Genomic DNA, 18573 nt, shown 5'->3' on the forward strand with positions numbered 1-18573 from the left:
CCCCGGGCGCCCTCAGCCCTCGTGCTGCCACGACCTCCACAGCGCCGCGTACTCGCCGCCCGCCGCGACCAGCTCGTCGTGCGGGCCGATCTCGCTGATCCGGCCCGCGTCGACCACGGCCACCCGGTCGGCGTCGTGCGCCGTGTGCAGCCGGTGCGCGATCGCGACCACCGTGCGCCCGGCCAGCACCGCCGACAGCGACCGTTCCAGGTGCCGGGCGGCGCGGGGGTCGAGCAGCGACGTCGCCTCGTCGAGCACGAGCGTGTGCGGGTCGAGCAGCACGAGGCGCGCGAGCGCGAGCTGCTGCGCCTGCGCCGGGGTCAGCGCGGTGCCGCCCGACCCGACCTCGGTGGCCGCCCCCTCGGGCAGCCCTTGCACCCAGTCCCACGCGTCGACCGCGCGCAGGGCGCGCTCGAGGTCGTCGTCGTCCGCGTCGACCTTGGCCAGCCGCAGGTTCTCCGCGACGGTCCCGACGAAGACGTGGTGCTCCTGCGTCACCAGGGCGACGTGCCCCCGCAGGTCCTCGAGCGGCAGGTCGACCAGCGGGACGCCCCCGACGGTCGCGGTGCCGGCCGTGGGCGGGTGGATGCCGGCCAGCATGCGGCCGAGCGTCGACTTGCCCGCGCCCGACGGGCCCACGACCGCGAGCCGCTCACCGGGCGCCAGGTCCAGGTCGATCCCGTGCAGCACGTCGTGGCCCTCGCGGTACGCGTACCGCAGCCCGCGGGTCGCGATGCGCTCGTCGGCCGGGCGCGCGTCACCCGCCTCGCGGTCGGTCCCGACCAGCCGCACGCCCACGATGCGCGCGAGGGCGGTGGCCGCCACCTGGATCTCGTCGACCCAGAAGATCAGCTCCCACACCGGACCGGTGACCTGGTAGGCGTACAGCACGATCGTGGTGACCGCCCCGAGCGTCACGTGACCGGTCGACGCGAGGTACCCGCCCCACACCAGGACCGCGACGGGTGCCAGCACGAAGGCCAGGTCCACGCCGGGGAACAGGATGGTCCGCAGCCGCAGCGTCGCCCGCTCGGCCGCGAAGGCCTCCCGCAGGTCGTCGCGCACGCGCTCCTCGCGGGCGTCCCCCAGACCCAGGGCGTCGACGGTGCGCGCCCCTTCGACGGTCTCGGTGATGGTGCCGTTGAGCACGGCGTAGGCCGCCGACTCCCGGACGTACGCGGGGGTGGCACGGCGCAGGTACCAGCGCACCATGATCACCATCGTCGGCACGCCGACGAACAGCGCGAGCGACACGAGCGGGTCGATCACGAGGCACGCGACCACCGTGAGCGTGATCGTCACCACGGCGACGATCACCCGCGGCACCCCGAACCGCACGGCGTGCTGCAGCTTGTTGACGTCGTTGGTGGTGCGGGCCACCAGGTCCCCGGTGCCGGCGCGCTCGACCACCGACAGCGGCAGCGACGTCACGGTCTCGAGGAACTCCTCGCGCAGCTCGGCGAAGACCTGCTCGCCGAACAGCATCGAGGCGCGCTGCGCGTACCGGATGAGCCCGGTCTGGGTGAGGACGGCGACCGCCCCGACCACGACGAGCGTGTTGACGTACCGCGCGTCGGTGCCCGACGTCACGGCGTCGACGAGACGCCCGAGCAGCAGGGGCCCGGCCAGGCCGGCGACGGCGGCGAGCGTGTGCAGCGCGGCCAGGCCGCCCAGCCGGCGGCGGTGCCGGCCGAGCAGCTCGGTCGCGTACGCGCGGACGGTGGCCGCGTCGGCGACGGGCAGCTTCATGCGGCACCTCCGGTGGGCAGGTCGACGGCGGAGCGGTCCGTCGACGACGGGCCGCGGGGGTCGGTGCGGTCGAACGACTCCTCGACGGGCAGGTCGTCGTCCATGCGGCGGCCCACCACGCGGCGGTACGTCGCGGCGACCTCGGGGCCGGCCGCGCCGTCGAGCAGCGCGGCGTGGGTGCCGCGGGCGACGAGCGCGCCGTCGACGACCAGCTGCACCTCGTCCACGTGGTCGAGCACCAGGGGGCTGGCGGTGACGACGAGCGTGGTGCGCCCGCGGCGCGCGTCGGACAGCCGGGCGGCGATCCGCGCCTCGGTGTGGGCGTCGACCGCGCTGGTCGGCTCGACCAGCACGAGGATCTCGGCCTGCGTGAGCAGCGCGCGGGCGAGCGCGACGCGCTGGCGCTGACCGCCGGACAGCGACCGGCCCTTCTCCGGCAGCTCGCCGTCCAGCCCGTCGGGCACGGAGTCGAGCACGTCCTGGGCGTCGGCGAGGGCGATCGCGTCGAGCAGGTCCTCGCGCAGCGCGCCGCCGCGCACGTCCAGGCCGGCGGCCAGCGAGCCGGAGAACAGCTGCGGCATGGCCTCGGCGACCACGACGCGCCGCCGCACCTCGGCCAGCGGCAGGTCGCGCAGCGGGACCCCGCCGAGGCGCACGGGCGTCGCGGCCTCCGCGTCGTCGTCGAACCGTCCCATCCGGGTCGCGATGCGCGCGGACTCGTCCGGGTCGGCGCAGACCAGCGCGACGACCCGGCCGGCCTCGAGCGTCACGCCGCTCGCCTCGTCCACGAGCGGCGAGCCCGGCGGCGGGGGCGTGCTGACGGACGCGGGTGCCGCACCGGCGGCGGGGACGACCCGCAGCACGGTCAGCACCTTGCGGGCGGCCACGACGGCGCGCGTCGCGGACTGCAGGAACTCGGTGGCGTTCTGCACGGGCCAGCCGAGGAACGCCGCGTAGCCGTACGTGGTGACCAGCTGCCCGGGCGTGATGGTGCCCTCGAGGGCCATGTGGGCGCCCAGCCACACCAGCGCGATGACGAACATGCCGGGCAGCAGCACCTGCAGCGCGTCCAGCCACGACTGCGTGACCGCGACGTGCTCACCGCGCTCGCGCACCAGCTGCGACTGGCGGCGGTAGCGACCGGTGAACACCGACTCGCCGCCGATCCCGCGCAGCACGCGCAGCCCGGAGACGGTGTCGGAGCCGAGGGTCGTCAGGCGCCCGGAGGCCTCGCGCTGCGCGGACTGGCGACGCTGCAGCGGCTTGACCAGCAGGCCCAGGACCGCGGCGACCGTGGGCAGGCCGAGCACCACGACCAGGCCCAGCGGGACGGAGACCTGCAGCATGAGCACGGCGACGGCGGCGTACGCGGTGAGCGAGCCGATGAACCGGGCCGTGACGGCGAACAGGTCGCCGACCCGCAGCGCGTCGTTCGCGACGGCGGACACGACCTCACCCGTCGGGAGCTCCGCCGTCACGGCGTGCCCGGTGCGCGCCGTGCTCCGCCCGACGAGCTGGGACGTCGTGAACGCCGCACGCAGCCAGTTGGCGACGTCGAACCGGTGGCCCACGGCCGACGCGGCCGCGCTCAGCACGCCGAGGGCCAGCAGGGCGCCGGCGGCGCTCAGCAGGCCGGGGCCGAAGCCCTGCTCCAGGCCGTCGTCGATCGCCCGGCCGGTCAGGTAGGGCAGGAACGCCTGGCAGGCGAACTGGACCACGCCGCAGGTGACGGCCGCCAGGAGGATGCCCCACTGGCGCCGGGCCAGCCACCCGAGGTAGGCGGCGGGGCCGCGCAGCGGCGGGGTGCCGGGATCGGCGAGAGGGAGTGAGCGCACGTCCGTCAACGTACGTCGCGCCACCGACAGGCCAGAAGCGTTTTGTGCAGCCCGCGACGGTCGTTCCCGTCGCGTCCGCCGGTCCCCGTCCGCCGGTCCCGCCCGCCGCCCGCGCCGTCGGTCCCGGCGACCCGCGCGAGCGCGCCGGCGCGCAGGTCACGCGTGGGTCGACGGGCCCACGGCGGGCCCAGGCCGGGCGGGGTCGAACCGGCCCACGGGCCCTGCGTCCGGAGGGCCGTGGGCACCGAGCATGTGGGCATGCCTCAGCCCGTGCCGGTCGCCGCCGCGTCGTCGGCGTGCCGTGCGAGCGTGCTGCCGACGACGAGACCCCACGCGGCGAAGCTGCCCCGGGGTGCCTCGAGGACGTCGACGACGCCGCGCCGCGGCCGCGTCATGCCGAACGGGCGCAGCACGGTGGTCGCGACGACGCGTCCGGCGTCGTCGAGCAGGGCCACGTCGAGCGGCTGCGTCATGCCCATCCCGTGCACGCCCGCCTCGCCCACGAACCACATCGAGTCGGGGAGGGGACGGCGTCCGAGCATGCCGCGGGCGCGCCGCGCCCACGTGTCCGCGATCACCACGTCGGCCACCTCGCGGCCGTCCACGAACAGCCGAGCGCTGGAATTGGCCATTGCTTTTTCCCCACTATCATCCGTCGGGCGGGTCATCACCGGGCCATATGTCCTACGACGTGTCCGATGCATTCCTGATGCACCTTTCCCAGGTGTCGGCACCGCAGCCAGTCATAGCGTCAACGCAGGCCACGGCCCCGAGGAGATCACGGTATCCATGCAGCGCATCGTCGTGTCGGCGCTCGTGCCGCTCGTGCCGGACGCACGGGAGCTGGTCGAGAACGACGGCCTCCTGCTGGTCGACCCGCACGACCTCCCGGCACTCCGGGAACGACTCCGTCCGGGCGACGGCCACGTCCTCATTCTGGGTGAAAAGCGACACGAAGCACTCGTCCGGCGGCACGCCGCGGTGCTGTCCGACGCCGGGATGCCCGTCGCGTGGCGCGTCGCGCACCACGGTCCGGCCGCGCTCGTCCTGGTCGCCGGGCAGGTCGCGGCGGCGGGCGTGGACGCCGGCATCGCCTGCGTCGTGGCCGACCAGCTCCTCGAGCAGACGTGGAGCGGCGCCTGGACGCCGAGCGTCGCGAGGCTGGAGCACCCGCCCGTGGCGGTCGGCCAGCACCTGCGCTCGTGGCTGCCCGGGGGCGACGGCTTCGTCGTGACGTTCTCCGGCCCCGCGCCGGCGGCCCGCGCGGTGGGCCGCGCGGAACCTGCCGAGCCCGTGCTGGCCCGCGGCGAGCTGTACGGCGCCGGCCTGGGACGGGTGCCCGCGGCCGGTCTGCAGGACGCGCTCACGACGTCCGGCGCCACCGGCACGGCCGACGTCCCCGCGCTCGCGCTCGACACCGCCGGACGCACCGGGTCCGACGGGGCCGTCGAGCTGGTCGCCCTGCCCGCCGACCGGCGCCTGGAGCTGCCGGCGGCCCGAGGCCGCTGCGACGTGTGCGAGGCCCTCGTCTTCTCCGACACCTGCCCGTTCTGCCACGTGCGGCCCTCTGCCGCCGACCCCCGAGGAGTCCCCGCGTGAACCCCCGCCAGCGCCGTGGCGTGCTGTTCGTCCTGCTCGCCGTCGTCCTCGCCGTCGTCGTGTTCTTCGTCGTCGCCTCCTACGTCAACAACGTCGCCAGCCAGGTGGGGTCGGTGGTGACCGTGTACCGGACGGCCGACGACATGCCGGCCTTCGCCACGATCGAGGAGTCGTCGATCGTCGCCGACGAGGTGCCGGCGCGGTGGCTGTCCGAGTCGGCCCGCCTCGACGCCGAGGACCTCGTGGGCCGCCGCATCGGGTTCAACATCGCGCAGGGCACGCTGCTGTCGGAGGACATGCTGGTGCCGCCGTCCGAGCTGTCGGCCACCGAGCGCGAGATCGCGATCCAGGTGAACCAGATCACCGGCATCGCCGACCGCGTGCGGCCCGGCGACTACGTCGACATCTACGCGGTGTTCGCCGACGTGCCCGGCCTGCCCAAGCAGGTGCGCGTGCTCGTGCAGAACGTGCGCGTGGTCTCCGTGCGCGGCAGCCAGGTGCGCCTCGACGAGGACAGCCCGACCGGTGAGGCCGCGGTCGTCCCGGTGACGCTCGCGCTCGAGCCGAACGACGCGCTCGCGGTGACGTACGCCGCCGCGTTCGCCCAGGAGGTGCGCCTCGTCGGTCTGCCGACCGGCACGGGCGAGGACCGCACCGGTGAGCAGGGTGAGTTCGACGCCGAGGACCTCGGTGGCGTCGCGGTGCCCGAGGGGAGCCAGGGCTGATGGCCGGGACAGTCGTCATCGGGTGCGCGGACCAGACGCTCGCGTACGACCTCCGCTCGCAGCTCGCGGAGGTGGCGGACGTCGAGGTGCTCGCCGTGGTCGAGTCGACCGCCGAGCTGGCTCGCGTCGTCGTGGAGCGCGACCCCAACCTCGTGCTGCTGCACGACCAGCTCGGTCCCGAGCCGGTCCACCAGGTCGTCCGCGACCTGAGCCTGCGTCGCCCGGCGAGCGTGACGCTCATCGTGTCGGGCGACTCCGACCCCGAGACGCTCGCCGAGGCCACCGACGCCGGGGCGCGCGGCCTGCTGACGTACCCGCTGTCGTTCGCCGAGGTGCAGCAGCGCATCACGAACGCGATCGACTGGTCGACGCGCCTGCAGTCCCTGCTGGTCGAGCAGACCGACAGCACCGCCGGCCACCGGGCGCTCGTGCTGGCGATCACGGGCACCAAGGGCGGCGTCGGCGCCACCACGGTCGCGACCCACCTCGCGTGGGACGTGCGCCGCGAGCTCCCGGACCACCGCGTCCTGGTCATCGACCTCGACCTGGAGAAGGGCGACGTGTCGAGCCTCATCGAGGCCCGGCACCGGGTGTCCGTCGCGGACGTCGCCAAGGTCGCCGACGACCTGTCGTTCCGTACGGTCGCCGACGCGATCCTCGAGCACGAGTCCGGCGTGCACCTGCTGCTGCCGCCGGAGGACGTGCGCGAGGCCTCGCTGGTGACCCCGGCGGCGATCCGCCAGATCATCGGGCTGGTGCGCCAGCAGTACGACCTCGTCGTCATCGACGCCGGCGCCCGGGTCACCCCGCTGCAGGCGGCGGTCGTCGAGATCGCCGACGAGGCGGTCGCGGTCGTGACGCCGGACCTGGTGAGCCTGCGCGCCCTGCGCCGCAACGTCGGCTGGTGGGACCAGCTGTCGGTCCGCAAGCCGGAGAGCACGTGGGTGCTGGTCAACCGGCACTCGCGCGCCGACGAGATCCAGCCCGACACCGTCGCGCGGCTCTCGCCCAGCCCGGTGCTCGACGTGACGCTGACGGACCGGGGACGCAAGCTCGAGCGCTCGGTCAACTCGCGCTCGCCCGAGTACGTCGAGGACGCCTCGTGGTGGCAGTCGGTGCGCGCGTTCGGACGCGCGGTGGGCGTCGGCCGCGGGCGCGCCGCAGCCTCGGCGCCGGCGGCCGGGGAGGAGGCCGCGCGCGGGCGCCGCCGTCGTACCGCCGCCTCCGACGAGGGCTCGGCCTCGATCGAGCTCGTCGGCGTGCTGCCGACGGTGGTCGTCGTGTGCGTCGTCGTGGTGCAGCTCGCGGTCGTCGGGCTGACGGCCCTGTGGACCGGCTACGGCGCGTCGGCCGCGGCCCGTGCGGCCGCGGTGCACGCCTCGTCGAGCGAGCTGCGGCAGGCGACGCAGGACGCCGTGCCGGGTGGGTACCACTCGGACCTGCGTGTGCGGCGCGACCCCACGGGGCGCGAGGTGGAGGTCAGCATGGCGGTGCCGATCCTGGCACCCGGGCTCGCGTCGACGCCGTGGCGGATCACGATCGGACGGGAAGTGGTGGTGGAACCATGACCAGGCTCGTGCGCGACCTGCGCCGCCGGGACGAGGGGACGGCGACCATCGAGGTCGTCGGCGGGCTGGTCGCGGTGGCGCTCGCGGTCGTCTGCATCATGCAGTTCGTCTGGTACGTCGTCGCGGCGGACGCCGCCGCGCAGGCCGCCCGCGACGGTGCGCGCGCGCTGAGCCTCGGTCGTCCGGTGCAGCAGGCCGTGGAGCGGTCGCTGCCCGGCACGCTCGACGCGCGCGTCACGTACCCCGCGCACGACACGGTGAAGGTCACGCTCGACGTGCGCCGCGTCGCCGGGTTCCCGCAGATCCAGGTCGACCGCCAGGTCGCCATGCCGAGGACCGGCCGATGAGCGGGTTCTCCGACTGGGACCGCCGGTCCGACGCGAGCCCCGTCGCCGCGGGGTCGGCGTTCGCGCGCAGCGAGCTCGACGAGCAGCTCGTCTCGCAGTTCAAGCGCATGCTGCTCGACGAGGTCGACCTGCACGAGCTCGGCCGGCTCGACACCGGCCAGCGGCGCGTGCGGCTCGAGCGGGTCGTGGCGCACCTGGTGTCGACCGAGGGCGTCATCCTCACGACGCGGGAGCGCAACGCCCTGATCCGGCGGGTCGTCGACGAGTCCATCGGCCTGGGCGTCCTCGAGCCGCTGCTCGCGGACGAGACGGTGTCCGAGATCATGATCAACGGGCACGACACCATCTACGTGGAGCGGTTCGGCCAGATCGAGCGCGTGGCGACCACCTTCGCGACCGAGGAGCAGCTGCGTCAGACCATCGACCGCATCGTCTCGACGGTCAACCGCCGCGTCGACGAGTCGAGCCCGATGGTCGACGCGCGCCTGCCCGCCGACGAGCGCATGCCGCGCGGGGCGCGCGTGCACGTCGTCCTGCCGCCGCTGACGCTCAACGGTCCGACCGTCACGATCCGTCTCTTCCCGCGCTCGTACGGTCTGGACGAGCTGCTGCGCCGCGGCACGCTCGACGCCGCCAGCGCCGAGCTGCTCGCCGCGTGCGTCCGCGCGCGCGCCAACATCATCGTCTCGGGCGGTACCTCCTCGGGGAAGACGACCTTCCTCAACGCGCTGTCCGCGTTCATCCAGGGTCGCCAGCGCATCATCACGATCGAGGACGCCGCCGAGCTCTCGCTCGGGCAGGAGCACGTGGTCCGGCTCGAGACGCGACCGGCCAACGTCGAGGGCCACGGCCAGGTGACGATCCGCGACCTCGTGCGCAACGCGCTGCGCATGCGGCCCGACCGCATCATCGTCGGCGAGGTCCGCGGCGGCGAGGCGCTCGACATGCTGCAGGCGATGAACACCGGCCACGAGGGCTCGCTCGCCACCGTGCACGCCAACTCCACGGTCGACGCGCTGATCCGCCTGGAGACGCTCGCGTCGATGAGCGACGTCGACGTGCCGTTCCACGCGCTGCGCGACCAGGTGAACAACGCGATCGACATCGTCGTGCAGCTGCTGCGCGGCGCGGACGGCACGCGGCGCGTCGTCGAGATCGGGTGGGTCGCGTCGAAGCACCGCGAGGACTTCGAGGTCCAGCCGATCATGCGCTGGGACCCCGAGGCCCAGGGCCCGACGGGCACACCGGGGCGCTTCGTCCTGCACCCCATCCCGCAGCGGCTGCTCGACCGGCTGCGCATCGCCGGCGAGGCGATCGGCCGTGCCGCGGTCCCACCGCAGGCCGTGCCGTCCGTCGCCGAGCCGCAGGACGTGCCGGCCGCCGCCGAGGCGCAGGACGAGGTGGCCGCGTCGTGACGGTCCTGCTCATCCTCGTCGGCGTCGCGGCGGCCTCGGTGCTGCTCGTCGTCGGCATCGCCGACATCTCCTTCGTGCACAGCCGGCGCCGCGCGATCGTCGAGGGTGTGGTCGACGAGAACCCCGCGTCCTGGAACGCGCGCGTCGACGCGTGGGACCGGTCGTTCGTCCAGACCCGCCCCGGGCGGTGGGTCAGCCGCCAGCTCGTCCTCGCGGGCGAGGAGCGCTCGCCCTCCCTGGTCGCCGCGGTGACGCTCGCCTCGGGTGCCGTCGCGGCCTGGCTGCTGTCGGTGGCGCTCGCGCCCGCGTTCGGTGTGCTGGGCGTCGTCGCGATGGTCGTCGGCCTGCGCACGTGGCTGGGCCGCACGCGCCAGCGCCGCAACGAGCAGTTCATCTCCCAGATGCCCGAGCTCGCGCGCGTGCTGTCGAATGCGACGAGCGCCGGCCTGTCGATCGCGGCCGCGATCGGCGTCGCCGCGGGCGAGCTGACCGCCCCGGCCGGGCCCGAGCTGCGGCGCGTGGCCGACCGGCTGCGGTTCGGCGTCGCGCTGGACACCGCGATCGAGGAGCTCCAGGAGCGGCTGACCTCGCGCGAGGTCGCGGTCCTGAGCTCGACCTTGCTCGTCTCGGCCCGCAGCGGCGGGTCCCTCGTGACCGCGCTGCGCGACATCGCCGACACGCTGGAGCAGCGCAAGGAGACGCGCCGCGAGGTGCGCACGGTGCTCGCGCAGGCCACGGCCACCGGCTACACGGTCGTCGGCATGGGCTTCGGCATCCTCGTGCTCCTCAACGTCATCCAGCCCGGCACCGTCGAGCGCATGACGCAGGAGTGGCTGGGCCGCGGTGCGCTGCTCGTGGGTGGAGGGCTGCTCGTGGGCGGCGCACTCGTGATCCGCCGGATGACGAGGTTCCCGTCATGACCGCGGGCACGGTCCTGCTGCTCAGCGGGGGACTCGCCGCGATCGCGACGGTCCTCGGCCTGCTGGGGTACCGGGCGATGCGCACGGACGCCCTGGACACGCTCGCGGTCGAGGACCTCGCGCTGCTCAAGGGCCAGCGTCGGCGGCGCGCCGAGGGCACGACGCCGCTGCAGCGCCTCGCGCGGCGGCTGGTGCCGCGTCTGCGGCGCGCACTGGGTCCCGCGCGGCTCGCGTCGCTGCAGCGACGCATCGACGAGGCCGGGCGGCCCGACGGTCTGACCGTCGACGGCTTCCTCGAGCGCGTCGCCTGGTGGCTCCTCGTGGTCACGCCCATCGCGGTGCTGTTCGTGCTCCAGGGCAACCTGCTGTGGGTGCCGCTGGCGTACGTCGCGCCCCTCGTGCTGCCGCTCAGTCAGGTCGCACGCGCCCAGCGCCTGCGTCGCGAGCAGATCGACAAGGACCTGCCGGACTTCCTGGACGTGCTCGCGGTCACGGTCATGGCCGGCGTCAGCTTCCGGCAGGCGATGGCCCGCGTCGCGGACCGGTTCTCCGGGCCCCTGGCCGAGGAGATCCAGCTGACGCTCCAGCAGGTCGCCAACGGCGCCTCGGTGCGCGACGCGCTCGACGCCTTCCGGCGACGCAGCTCGTCCGAGCCCGTCGCGCAGTTCGTCTCGGCGCTCCTGCAGTCCCAGGAGCTCGGTGCGCCGCTCGCCGCGTCCCTCAAGCAGATCGCGCTGGACATGCGCCGCGACAGCGGGCAGCGGATGCGGCAGGCCGCGGCGCGGATGGCCCCGCGCGTCACGCTGGTCACGTCGCTCGTCCTGGTGCCGGCCGCCGTCATCTTCGTGTTCGTCGGGCTGTGGATCGGTGCGGACATCGACTTCGGCTCGCTGACCGAAGGGCTGGGATGACCGGCCGCCCCGGGTTCCACCACCGGCTGGTGTCCGCGGCGATGTTCGTGCGGCTCGGTGCGATCGTCGTCGCCCTGTTCGGCATGGTCGGGCAGCAGGTCACGCCCGTGCTGCTGATCTGCGTCCTCGTGCTGGCCGGCCCGGGCTTCGCGGTGCTCGTCCACCCGCCGATGCTGGACGCGGTGACGCGGCACCCGCTCGTGCTCGTGGTGGACGTGCTCATCAACCTGGGGCTCGTGGCGGCCCTGGGCGTCGAGAGCCCGCTGGTGCTGGCCACGTTCTCCAGCGCGCTGCTCGTCGGGATGCTCACCGAGCGACGCGCCGCCGTCGCCGGTGCGCTGATCCTCGCGGCGGGGTACGTCGTGGTGCGGACGCTGGCCACGGACGGGCGGGACCAGGGCTTCATGCTCGCCCTCGGGGTCCCGACGCTGTACCTGTGCCTCGTGGGGCTCGGCGCCGCGGTCCGCCGCGCCCACGCCGAGCAGGCGTCGCTGCACGCGCAGACGCAGGCGGCGCAGCGTGCGCTCGTCGCGGCCGACGAGCGCGCCCGGCTCGCGCGGGAGATGCACGACTCCGTCGGCAAGACCCTGCACGGCATCGCGCTGGGGGCCCGCGGCCTGGTCGGATGGGTCGACCGGGACCCCGCGCGCGCGGCCGAGCTCGCGCGCGCCCTCGGGGACGCCGCGGAGGACGCGGCACGGGAGGCGCGCGAGATCCTCGTGCGCCTGCGCGCGGACCAGCCGGACCGTCCGCTGGTCGAGGTCCTGCGGGACCGCTGCGAGGCGTGGCAGGCGGAGACGGGCATCCCCTGCGAGCTGGTCGTGCGGTTCGCCGTCGACCTGCCCACGGAGGTGCGCTACGAGGTCCTCGCGATCGTCGGGGAGGCCCTGGAGAACGTGCGTCGGCACGCCGGCGCGTCGCACGTGACCGTCGAGCTCGCCGCGACCGGGGACGCCTGCCGCATCGTCGTCGCCGACGACGGCCAGGGGTTCGCCCCCCGGGTCGACGGCACGAGCCCGCACGGCCACTTCGGCCTGACAGGCATGCACGAGCGTGCGCGCGAGGCGGGGGTGCGGCTCGCCGTGTCGTCCCGGCCCGGCGCGGGCACCCGCGTGGAGATCGTCCACGCGACGTCGGGCGGGCGCGCCCCGCAGAGCGGAGGACTGGTGGAGCTCCATGGCTGAGGCGACGGGCACGCGCGACGGGACGGACACGAGCGCGCACCGCGCCGTGACGGACGTGACGGTCGTCGTCGTGGACGACAACTCCGTGATCCGGATGGGGCTCACGAGCCTCATCGACGCCTCCGACCGGCTGCGCGTCGTGGGGCAGGCCGCCGACGGCGAGGAGGCCGTGCGCGTCGTGCGGGCCACCATGCCCGACGTGGTGCTGCTCGACGTGCGGATGCCGCGCCGCGACGGCGTGCAGGTCGCCGCCGAGGTGTCCGCGTGGAGCAAGGTCCTCATGCTCACGTACTCCGACGCCCCCGAGGTGGTCCGGGCGGCCGTGGAGGCCGGGGCCAGCGGCTACCTGGTCCACGGGCAGTTCGAGGCGGGGGACCTCGAGCGCACCATCCTGTCGGTCGCGGCCGGCTCGTTCGTGCTGTCGCCGCACGCCGCGGCCGTGATGCGCGACGCGCTGCGCCCGGCGCCCGCGCCGGCACCCGTGCGTCCCGACGCCGGACTGTCGGCCCGCGAGGCGGAGGTCATGGAGCTGGTCGCGGCGGGGCAGACCAACCGGGAGATCGCGGCGACGTGCTTCCTGTCCGAGAAGACGGTGAAGAACCACATCAACCACATCTTCGCGAAGCTGGGTGTACGGACCCGGGCCGAGGCCGTCGCGGTGTGGCTCGGTGGTGCGGCGGGCCCGGTCCCGCGGGGCGGGTGAATGGGCCCTGAGTTGGGTCCACGGACCCGTCGCCCGCGTCCGGCTCGTCCGTAGTGTCGTCCTCGTCGTCAGAGGTCCACAGCGGGACGCCGCACCGGATCACCACAGGTCAGGTCAGCGGGGAGCCCGCTGCAGCAGAGTCAGGAGTCAGCCATGACGCGCATGTTCGTCAAGACGCAGGTCCGCATCCAGAAGGCGCTCGAGAACGCCGGCGGCCGTGACGCCGGCCAGGGCACCATCGAGTACATCGGCATCCTCGTGGTCGCCGGCCTCCTGCTCGTCGCCGTGATCGGCACGGTCAAGGGCTGGAACCCCAAGGGCTTCGTCGACAGCGCCATCACGGAGATCGAGGGCGTCGTCGGGGGCTGACGTCCCTCTCCGCCACGGCGCTGTGCCGGGACCCCTGCGGGTCCCGGCGCAGCGCCGTTCCGCCGTCCCCACACGCCCACCGACACGAGGAGCGAGGACACCGTGACCACCCCGCACGCGCGCCGCCGTCACGCCGACCGCGGTGCCCACGACCGCGGTGCCGCCGCTCTCGGCCTCATCGTCGGCGTCGTGCTGTGCGCCTTCGCGCTCCTCGCGTTCGTCCTGGTCCCCCTGGTCACGAGCACCGGGATGGCCGGGCGCTCGTCGTCCGCCGCCGACGCCGCCGCGCTCGCCGCGGCGCAGCGCGTGCGGGAGGCTGCCCTGGACGCCGCGCTCGTCGTGCCCGTCGGTGGGACGGTCGGCGGGACGATGGCCCCGTCGGTCGGCATCACCGACGCCCAGACGTACGCGCGACGCAACGGCTCCGAGCTGGTCGGCGCCCGCTACCACGCGGACCTGCGCGCGGACCGGGTGCGCGTCGAGGTCCGCACGCCGGACCCGGAGGGCCTGCGCGGTGGCACCTACCGGCAGGCCGAGGCCGAGGTCGGCGTCGCCCTCGACCGCTGCGAGCTGACGCGCGAGCGCGTCATCGTCGGGTACGAGCCGCCGCCCCCGCCGCCGGAGCCCACCCCCGAGCCCGAGCCCGACCCGTCGGCCACGCCCACGCCGAGCCCGACCCCTCCGCCGCCCCCGCCGCCGGTGCCGGTCTTCGGGTGGGACCACACGTTCACCTGCACGTCGGGCGGCGGTGCCGTGCTCGTGAGCCTCGGCCCGGAGCGTGACGTCGCCGTCGTGCGGACCGCCATGCGGGCCTGGCTGGACGCGCGGCTGGAACCGCGCCTCGTGCGATGATCTGCGTCCCGCCGAGCCGGTCGTCACGCACCGCCACTTCCTGGAGGTCGAGCATGTCGTCAGTCCGTCGCCGCGCGAGCAGGTCGGCCCGGGTGGTCGCCGTGGTCGCGGGTGCCGTCCTCGTGGCGTCGTCGGCCGCGGCCGCGCCCGCCGCGTCGTCCCCGGCGCCGGACGGCGAGGACGTGCGCGTCGAGGGGGTGGACGTCCCCGTCCGCGGCACGTTCACGGCCCGGACCAGCGGCGAGGGCACCGGTCCGCTCGTGCGCGGCGCCGTCCACGGCGTGCGACGGGTCGACGGCGGCACGGTGCTGTACCTGTCGTTGGGGACCACGGCGTCCTCCGGGGCGTACCTGCACATGAGCTCGATCTTCCGTCCGGGGACCGGTGCCTACGATTTCGACGCGATCAGCCAGCTCGTGCTCGTCGACCGCACCGGCGGCAAGGCCTACCTGCCGCTGGTCGCGCAGGACGCCACCTCGGTGTTCGACGACGTCAAGGCGGAGGCCGGTGAGCTGCCGGTCATCTACGCCGTGTTCCCCGAGCTGCCCGCGGGCACGGGCACTGTCGACGTGCTCGTCGGGGACCAGCGCGCCGCCGTCCTCGCCGTCCCCGTCGAGGAGGGGCTCCTCGAGCCCGTGGCCGACGAGCCGGGCCCGCGGGCGGGCACGGGCTGGCCGGCGGTGCCCGACGTGGCGGGTCTCGGGGCCGACCCCGCGCGCTCGACGTTCGACCTGGTCACACGGACCGCGACCGCGGCGACGCAGACCGCGGAGACGTCCGAGCGCGTCGCCACGACCCTCGACGCGAACGTGCTGTTCGACAAGAGCTCGGCGGCGCTGACGCCGGCCGCGCAGGAGGTGCTCGCCCAGGTCGCGGCCGACATCGCGGCGCGCGCCACGGGCGAGGTCCAGGTCGTGGGGCACACCGACTCCGACGGGTCCACCAGCTCGAACGACGCGCTGTCGCAGGAGCGCGCGGCGGCCGTGGTCGCGGCGCTGCAGCCGGCCGCGGGCGGCAGGGTCACGTTCACGGCGGTCGGGCGCGGCGAGAACGAGCCCGTCGCACCGAACGACAGCCCGGAGAACATGCAGCTCAACCGTCGCGTCGAGGTCGTCTACGAGATCGAGGAGGGGTCGTGAGGGCCTGTCGAACGCTGGTCGTGGCCGCGGCCACCGCGGTGCTGGTCGCCGGCTGCACGGGCGGTGACGCCGAGGGCGACCCCACGCCGAGCGCGTCGGCGGCCGCGACGGCGGCGGCGGACATGAGCGTCGAGGACTTCGCGGCCTCGGTCCTCGTCGACGAGGACGTCACCGACGCCGAGGCGGGCGGCGACGAGCCGCTGGCCACCCTGACGGTGCCCGTGGTCGCCTCGGCCAGCGAGCCGTACGACGTCGAGGTCACCGTGGTGTCCCTGACGGCCTCGGAGCGCGGCACCGACCTGACCTTCGCGATGCGGACCGCGGACGGCAGCGACGGCCCCCGCAGCGAGCACTACTCGTGGGGCACGAGCACGGCGAGCGACCTGCGCTCCCTGGAGCTGCGCCCCGACGAGGAGTCGTCGATCAAGCCGTACACGATCATGGACAAGCCCGACATCGAGCTGGACGCGCTGTGCGCGTGCGGGGCGTTCCCCAAGATCGTGGGCGGGACCGCGCAGGTGCGCTCGGCGCTGTTCCCGCCGGTGCCGGCCGGGGCGTCGCAGGTCGTCCTCGTCTTCCCCGGCGCCGATCCGGTCACGGTCCCGGTCACCTGGGAGTGACCCCGGGCCGGGGAGCCGCCCGCGGGACCGTGGGCCCCGCGGTGGGCCCCTGGCCCCACCACCACCCGTGAGCGGCGGCCCGCCGGTAGAACCGTGGGCCCTCGGATCGGCGGGAGCAGGACCGTAGCGTCCTGCCTGGACGGATGCTCAGGACCGGGAGGCGACGTGAGGGTGGCGGCCGTGCGGGCGCGCATGAGCGGTGACGACCGAGGGGTCAGCACGCTCGAGTACATGGGCGTGGTCGCGCTCGCGGCGATCCTCGTGGTGGCGACGGTCCTGGGGACCACGAACGTGGGTCCCTACGCCGCCGCGGCGCTGTGCCGCGTGACGGCCGCGCTCGACGGCGGGGCGGGTGGGTGCGACACCACGCCCGAGACCGACCCCGACGACGACATGGACTACCACCCGGGCGTCTGCATGCTGTCCGAGTCCAAGGAGAAGTACTCCGCCGAGGTCAAGATCTGGTTCTTCAAGCTGAGCGACAGCTCGGGCTTCATCGTCCAGGAGTACTCCGACGGCACGGTGCGCGCGACGCTGACGGACGGCGGCGGCATCGGTGCGAGCGGCAACCTCGGCTCCAAGACGTTCGACGCCGGCAAGCTCGGCGACGGTGACAACGCGGGCGCCGAGGTCAGCCTGGGCGGGAACCTGAAGTTCGAGTACGGCTCGACGTGGGAGTTCGACTCGAAGAAGCAGTGGGAGTCGATGCGTGAGCAGCTCGACGACTACCTCATCCAGCAGGAGCAGATGAAGGGTGAGGGCGCCGCGGGCATGGCGTTCTACCTGTGGCTCACGGACGGCTGGGTCGAGGCGCCCAAGGACCCCAAGATCTCGTACTCGAAGATCTCGCTCGAGGCAGCCCTCAAGGCCAGCGCCGGCACCCGCATCCCGGGGACCAGCAAGGACGACAAGGGCAACGACAAGCTCATCGACCCCAAGCTGGGTGTCAACGGGTCGGTCACGGCCGGCGGCTCGGTGATCGTCATGAACGACAAGCAGTCCGGCTCGAAGAGCTACACGTACGAGCTCAGCGGCAAGGGCACGCTCGGCGGCAGCATGATCGTCGGCCACGCCACCGGTGAGGGCTCGATCACCGGGGCGTTCACGACGACGTACGACAAGGACGGCAACCTCTCGCAGATCGCCTTCAAGTCGGCCTACGAGGTCGGCGGCACGGGCAGCCTCGGGAACAACACGTTCAAGGCCGCCAGCGGCAGCCTCGCCGAGGGTGAGACCCGCTCGGTGGTCACCACCACCAAGCTGGACGTCACCGACGCGAACCGTGCCCTGGTGCAGGGCTGGATCGACGACCACGCCGCCGGCACCACGCTCACCCTGCCCTTCTCGGCGATGATGCCGGAGAAGCCGTCGGACGACCCGTTCATGCAGCTCATGTACGAGCAGGCCAGGCTCAGCCGGGTGACGTACCACAACGTCAAGGACTCCTGGGAGTTCGGTGCCGCCGTGAAGAAGGGCTGGGAGTTCGGCTTCAACATCAGCGCCGAGGAGGCCACGGCCACCAAGACCGAGGCGCAGTTCCTCGGCGCGCCGGGCCGCGACGGTGCGCGGCAGCTGGTCGACGACGCCCTGTGCAACTGACCGGGCGGACGAGGAACGAGGTGACGACGATGCGCAGGCTCGTGTGGGCGTGGGTGGCGGGCACGGTGACGTACGTCGCGGTGCTGGTCGGTGGCGCGGTGCTGGTCGGTGTGCTGACCGCGCGCAGCGGTGAGGTCGTCACGGCATGGCCGCTGCTCGTGGTGCCCGGCGTGGTCGCCGGAGCCGTGGCCGTGCTCGTCGCGACGGCGCGGGCCGTGGTCCGGCCCCCGCGCCGGCGTGGCCTGGTCGCCGTGTCCCTGCCGGCGCTCGTCGCGTTCGGCATGTCCGTCGCGAGCTCGCTCGAGGCCGCGTCGCGCGCCGACGTGCCGCCCCTCGTCCACGCCGTCGACGTGGCGGTGCCCGTGATCGTGCTGCTCGCGACCGGTGGGGCCGGTGGTCTGCTGGCGCACGTACGCTGGACGCCGGCCAGCCGGTCGTCCTATGCGGAGGTGGTGTGACGTGTCCCGTCGTCCCGTGCCGGCACTCGTCCTCGGAGCGGTGCTCGTCGCCGGTCTGACGGGGTGCTCGGACGCCGGCGAGAGCGCCCCGTCGACCCCCGAGGGCTGGCAGCGCGTCGAGTCGGGCGCCCTGTCGTTCGCCGTCCCCGAGGACTGGGTCGAGGCGGCGCAGTCCGACGACCTGTGGAGCGTGGGCTGGGCCGACAGCAGCGAGCTGGGCCCGGACTCGCTCCTGCTGGTCGGCGCGCCCGCGCTCGGCCAGGACGGTGCGCAGCGTGGCCTGGACACGTTCGTCGCGGGTGCGCAGGTCGGGGGCTGGGGCTACGGCTCGACCGGCATGTCGACGCCCGTGGACACCGCGACGCTCGAGGTGCAGCGCAACGACTTCACCTACGACGACGTGAGCGGCGTCTTCTGGGCGGCGGCGGACCCCGAGTCGGGGACGACCGTCGGGCTGCAGCTCACCGGGCGCGACCTGCCGGACGAGATCGTCGCCGGCATCGAGTCGAGCATCGCGGTGCGGGCGGGCGCCGAGGGCTGACGCCCTCCGCAGCCGAGGGCTGACGCCCTCCGCCGTCGC

General features: G+C 74.3%; 19 protein-coding genes. 16 read left to right on the top strand and 3 right to left on the bottom strand.

Features of this window, described 5'->3' with window-relative positions:
* Positions 1 to 12: 12 nt before the first annotated feature.
* The 3 genes from J1G43_RS07085 to J1G43_RS07095 form a co-directional block, all read right to left on the bottom strand.
* Positions 13 to 1749: an ABC transporter ATP-binding protein gene (locus J1G43_RS07085; RefSeq protein WP_207338988.1), complete on the bottom strand. Its 1737-nt coding sequence runs from the start codon at positions 1747 to 1749 to the stop codon at positions 13 to 15.
* The gene (locus tag J1G43_RS07090) at positions 1746 to 3584 is read right to left on the bottom strand and encodes an ABC transporter ATP-binding protein (protein WP_207378200.1); all 1839 of its coding nucleotides are present in this window, start codon (positions 3582 to 3584) and stop codon (positions 1746 to 1748) included. Before J1G43_RS07090 ends, J1G43_RS07085 begins: the two co-directional genes overlap by 4 nt.
* A 263-nt stretch (positions 3585 to 3847) precedes the next feature.
* Positions 3848 to 4216: a DUF192 domain-containing protein gene (locus J1G43_RS07095; protein ID WP_207370308.1), complete on the bottom strand. Its 369-nt coding sequence runs from the start codon at positions 4214 to 4216 to the stop codon at positions 3848 to 3850.
* A 157-nt stretch (positions 4217 to 4373) separates the two neighbouring features.
* Here J1G43_RS07095 and J1G43_RS07100 point away from each other — a divergent pair, with 157 nt between their 5' ends.
* From J1G43_RS07100 to J1G43_RS07175, 16 genes are all read left to right on the top strand, one after another.
* Positions 4374 to 5183 carry a hypothetical protein gene (locus tag J1G43_RS07100; RefSeq protein ID WP_207370309.1) on the top strand — a complete coding sequence of 270 codons (810 nt, stop codon included), beginning with the start codon at positions 4374 to 4376 and terminating at the stop codon, positions 5181 to 5183.
* Complete coding sequence (cpaB, locus tag J1G43_RS07105; RefSeq protein WP_207338984.1) at positions 5180 to 5908, top strand: Flp pilus assembly protein CpaB; 729 nt, start codon at positions 5180 to 5182, stop codon at positions 5906 to 5908. The genes J1G43_RS07100 and cpaB overlap by 4 nt, the downstream gene beginning before the upstream one ends.
* On the top strand, positions 5908 to 7476 hold the full coding sequence (locus J1G43_RS07110; RefSeq protein WP_207378201.1) for an AAA family ATPase: 1569 nt from the start codon (positions 5908 to 5910) through the stop codon (positions 7474 to 7476). The genes cpaB and J1G43_RS07110 overlap by 1 nt, the downstream gene beginning before the upstream one ends.
* On the top strand, positions 7473 to 7823 hold the full coding sequence (locus J1G43_RS07115) for a hypothetical protein (RefSeq protein WP_207378202.1): 351 nt from the start codon (positions 7473 to 7475) through the stop codon (positions 7821 to 7823). The genes J1G43_RS07110 and J1G43_RS07115 overlap by 4 nt, the downstream gene beginning before the upstream one ends.
* Positions 7820 to 9238, top strand: coding sequence for a CpaF family protein (locus tag J1G43_RS07120; RefSeq protein WP_207338981.1), 1419 nt, complete (start codon positions 7820 to 7822; stop codon positions 9236 to 9238). Before J1G43_RS07115 ends, J1G43_RS07120 begins: the two co-directional genes overlap by 4 nt.
* Entirely contained in the window at positions 9235 to 10158 is a 924-nt protein-coding gene (locus J1G43_RS07125; RefSeq protein ID WP_207378203.1) for a type II secretion system F family protein, read from the top strand. Before J1G43_RS07120 ends, J1G43_RS07125 begins: the two co-directional genes overlap by 4 nt.
* Positions 10155 to 11069 carry a type II secretion system F family protein gene (locus J1G43_RS07130; protein WP_207338979.1) on the top strand — a complete coding sequence of 305 codons (915 nt, stop codon included), beginning with the start codon at positions 10155 to 10157 and terminating at the stop codon, positions 11067 to 11069. Before J1G43_RS07125 ends, J1G43_RS07130 begins: the two co-directional genes overlap by 4 nt.
* Complete coding sequence (locus tag J1G43_RS07135; protein ID WP_207378204.1) at positions 11066 to 12253, top strand: sensor histidine kinase; 1188 nt, start codon at positions 11066 to 11068, stop codon at positions 12251 to 12253. The genes J1G43_RS07130 and J1G43_RS07135 overlap by 4 nt, the downstream gene beginning before the upstream one ends.
* A complete protein-coding gene (locus J1G43_RS07140) occupies positions 12246 to 12956 on the top strand; it encodes a response regulator transcription factor (RefSeq protein WP_207338977.1) in 711 nt (236 codons plus the stop codon). Before J1G43_RS07135 ends, J1G43_RS07140 begins: the two co-directional genes overlap by 8 nt.
* Before the next feature lie 153 nt (positions 12957 to 13109).
* The gene (locus tag J1G43_RS07145) at positions 13110 to 13325 is read left to right on the top strand and encodes a hypothetical protein (protein ID WP_207338976.1); all 216 of its coding nucleotides are present in this window, start codon (positions 13110 to 13112) and stop codon (positions 13323 to 13325) included.
* 102 nt (positions 13326 to 13427) lie between these two features.
* Positions 13428 to 14177 carry a hypothetical protein gene (locus J1G43_RS07150; RefSeq protein WP_207378205.1) on the top strand — a complete coding sequence of 250 codons (750 nt, stop codon included), beginning with the start codon at positions 13428 to 13430 and terminating at the stop codon, positions 14175 to 14177.
* Positions 14178 to 14230: 53 nt separating this feature from the next.
* Positions 14231 to 15316, top strand: a complete 1086-nt coding sequence (locus J1G43_RS07155) for an OmpA family protein (RefSeq protein ID WP_207378206.1) — start codon at positions 14231 to 14233, stop codon at positions 15314 to 15316.
* On the top strand, positions 15313 to 15936 hold the full coding sequence (locus tag J1G43_RS07160; protein WP_207378207.1) for a hypothetical protein: 624 nt from the start codon (positions 15313 to 15315) through the stop codon (positions 15934 to 15936). Before J1G43_RS07155 ends, J1G43_RS07160 begins: the two co-directional genes overlap by 4 nt.
* Before the next feature lie 165 nt (positions 15937 to 16101).
* Entirely contained in the window at positions 16102 to 17535 is a 1434-nt protein-coding gene (locus J1G43_RS07165) for a hypothetical protein (protein ID WP_207338972.1), read from the top strand.
* 29 nt (positions 17536 to 17564) lie between these two features.
* On the top strand, positions 17565 to 17993 hold the full coding sequence (locus J1G43_RS07170; RefSeq protein WP_207338971.1) for a hypothetical protein: 429 nt from the start codon (positions 17565 to 17567) through the stop codon (positions 17991 to 17993).
* A 1-nt stretch (position 17994) separates the two neighbouring features.
* Positions 17995 to 18534 carry a hypothetical protein gene (locus tag J1G43_RS07175; protein WP_207378208.1) on the top strand — a complete coding sequence of 180 codons (540 nt, stop codon included), beginning with the start codon at positions 17995 to 17997 and terminating at the stop codon, positions 18532 to 18534.
* Positions 18535 to 18573 lie beyond the last annotated feature (39 nt).

Source organism: Cellulomonas sp. zg-ZUI22 (assembly GCF_017353535.1).
Classification (GTDB): Bacteria; Actinomycetota; Actinomycetes; order Actinomycetales; family Cellulomonadaceae; genus Cellulomonas; species Cellulomonas wangleii.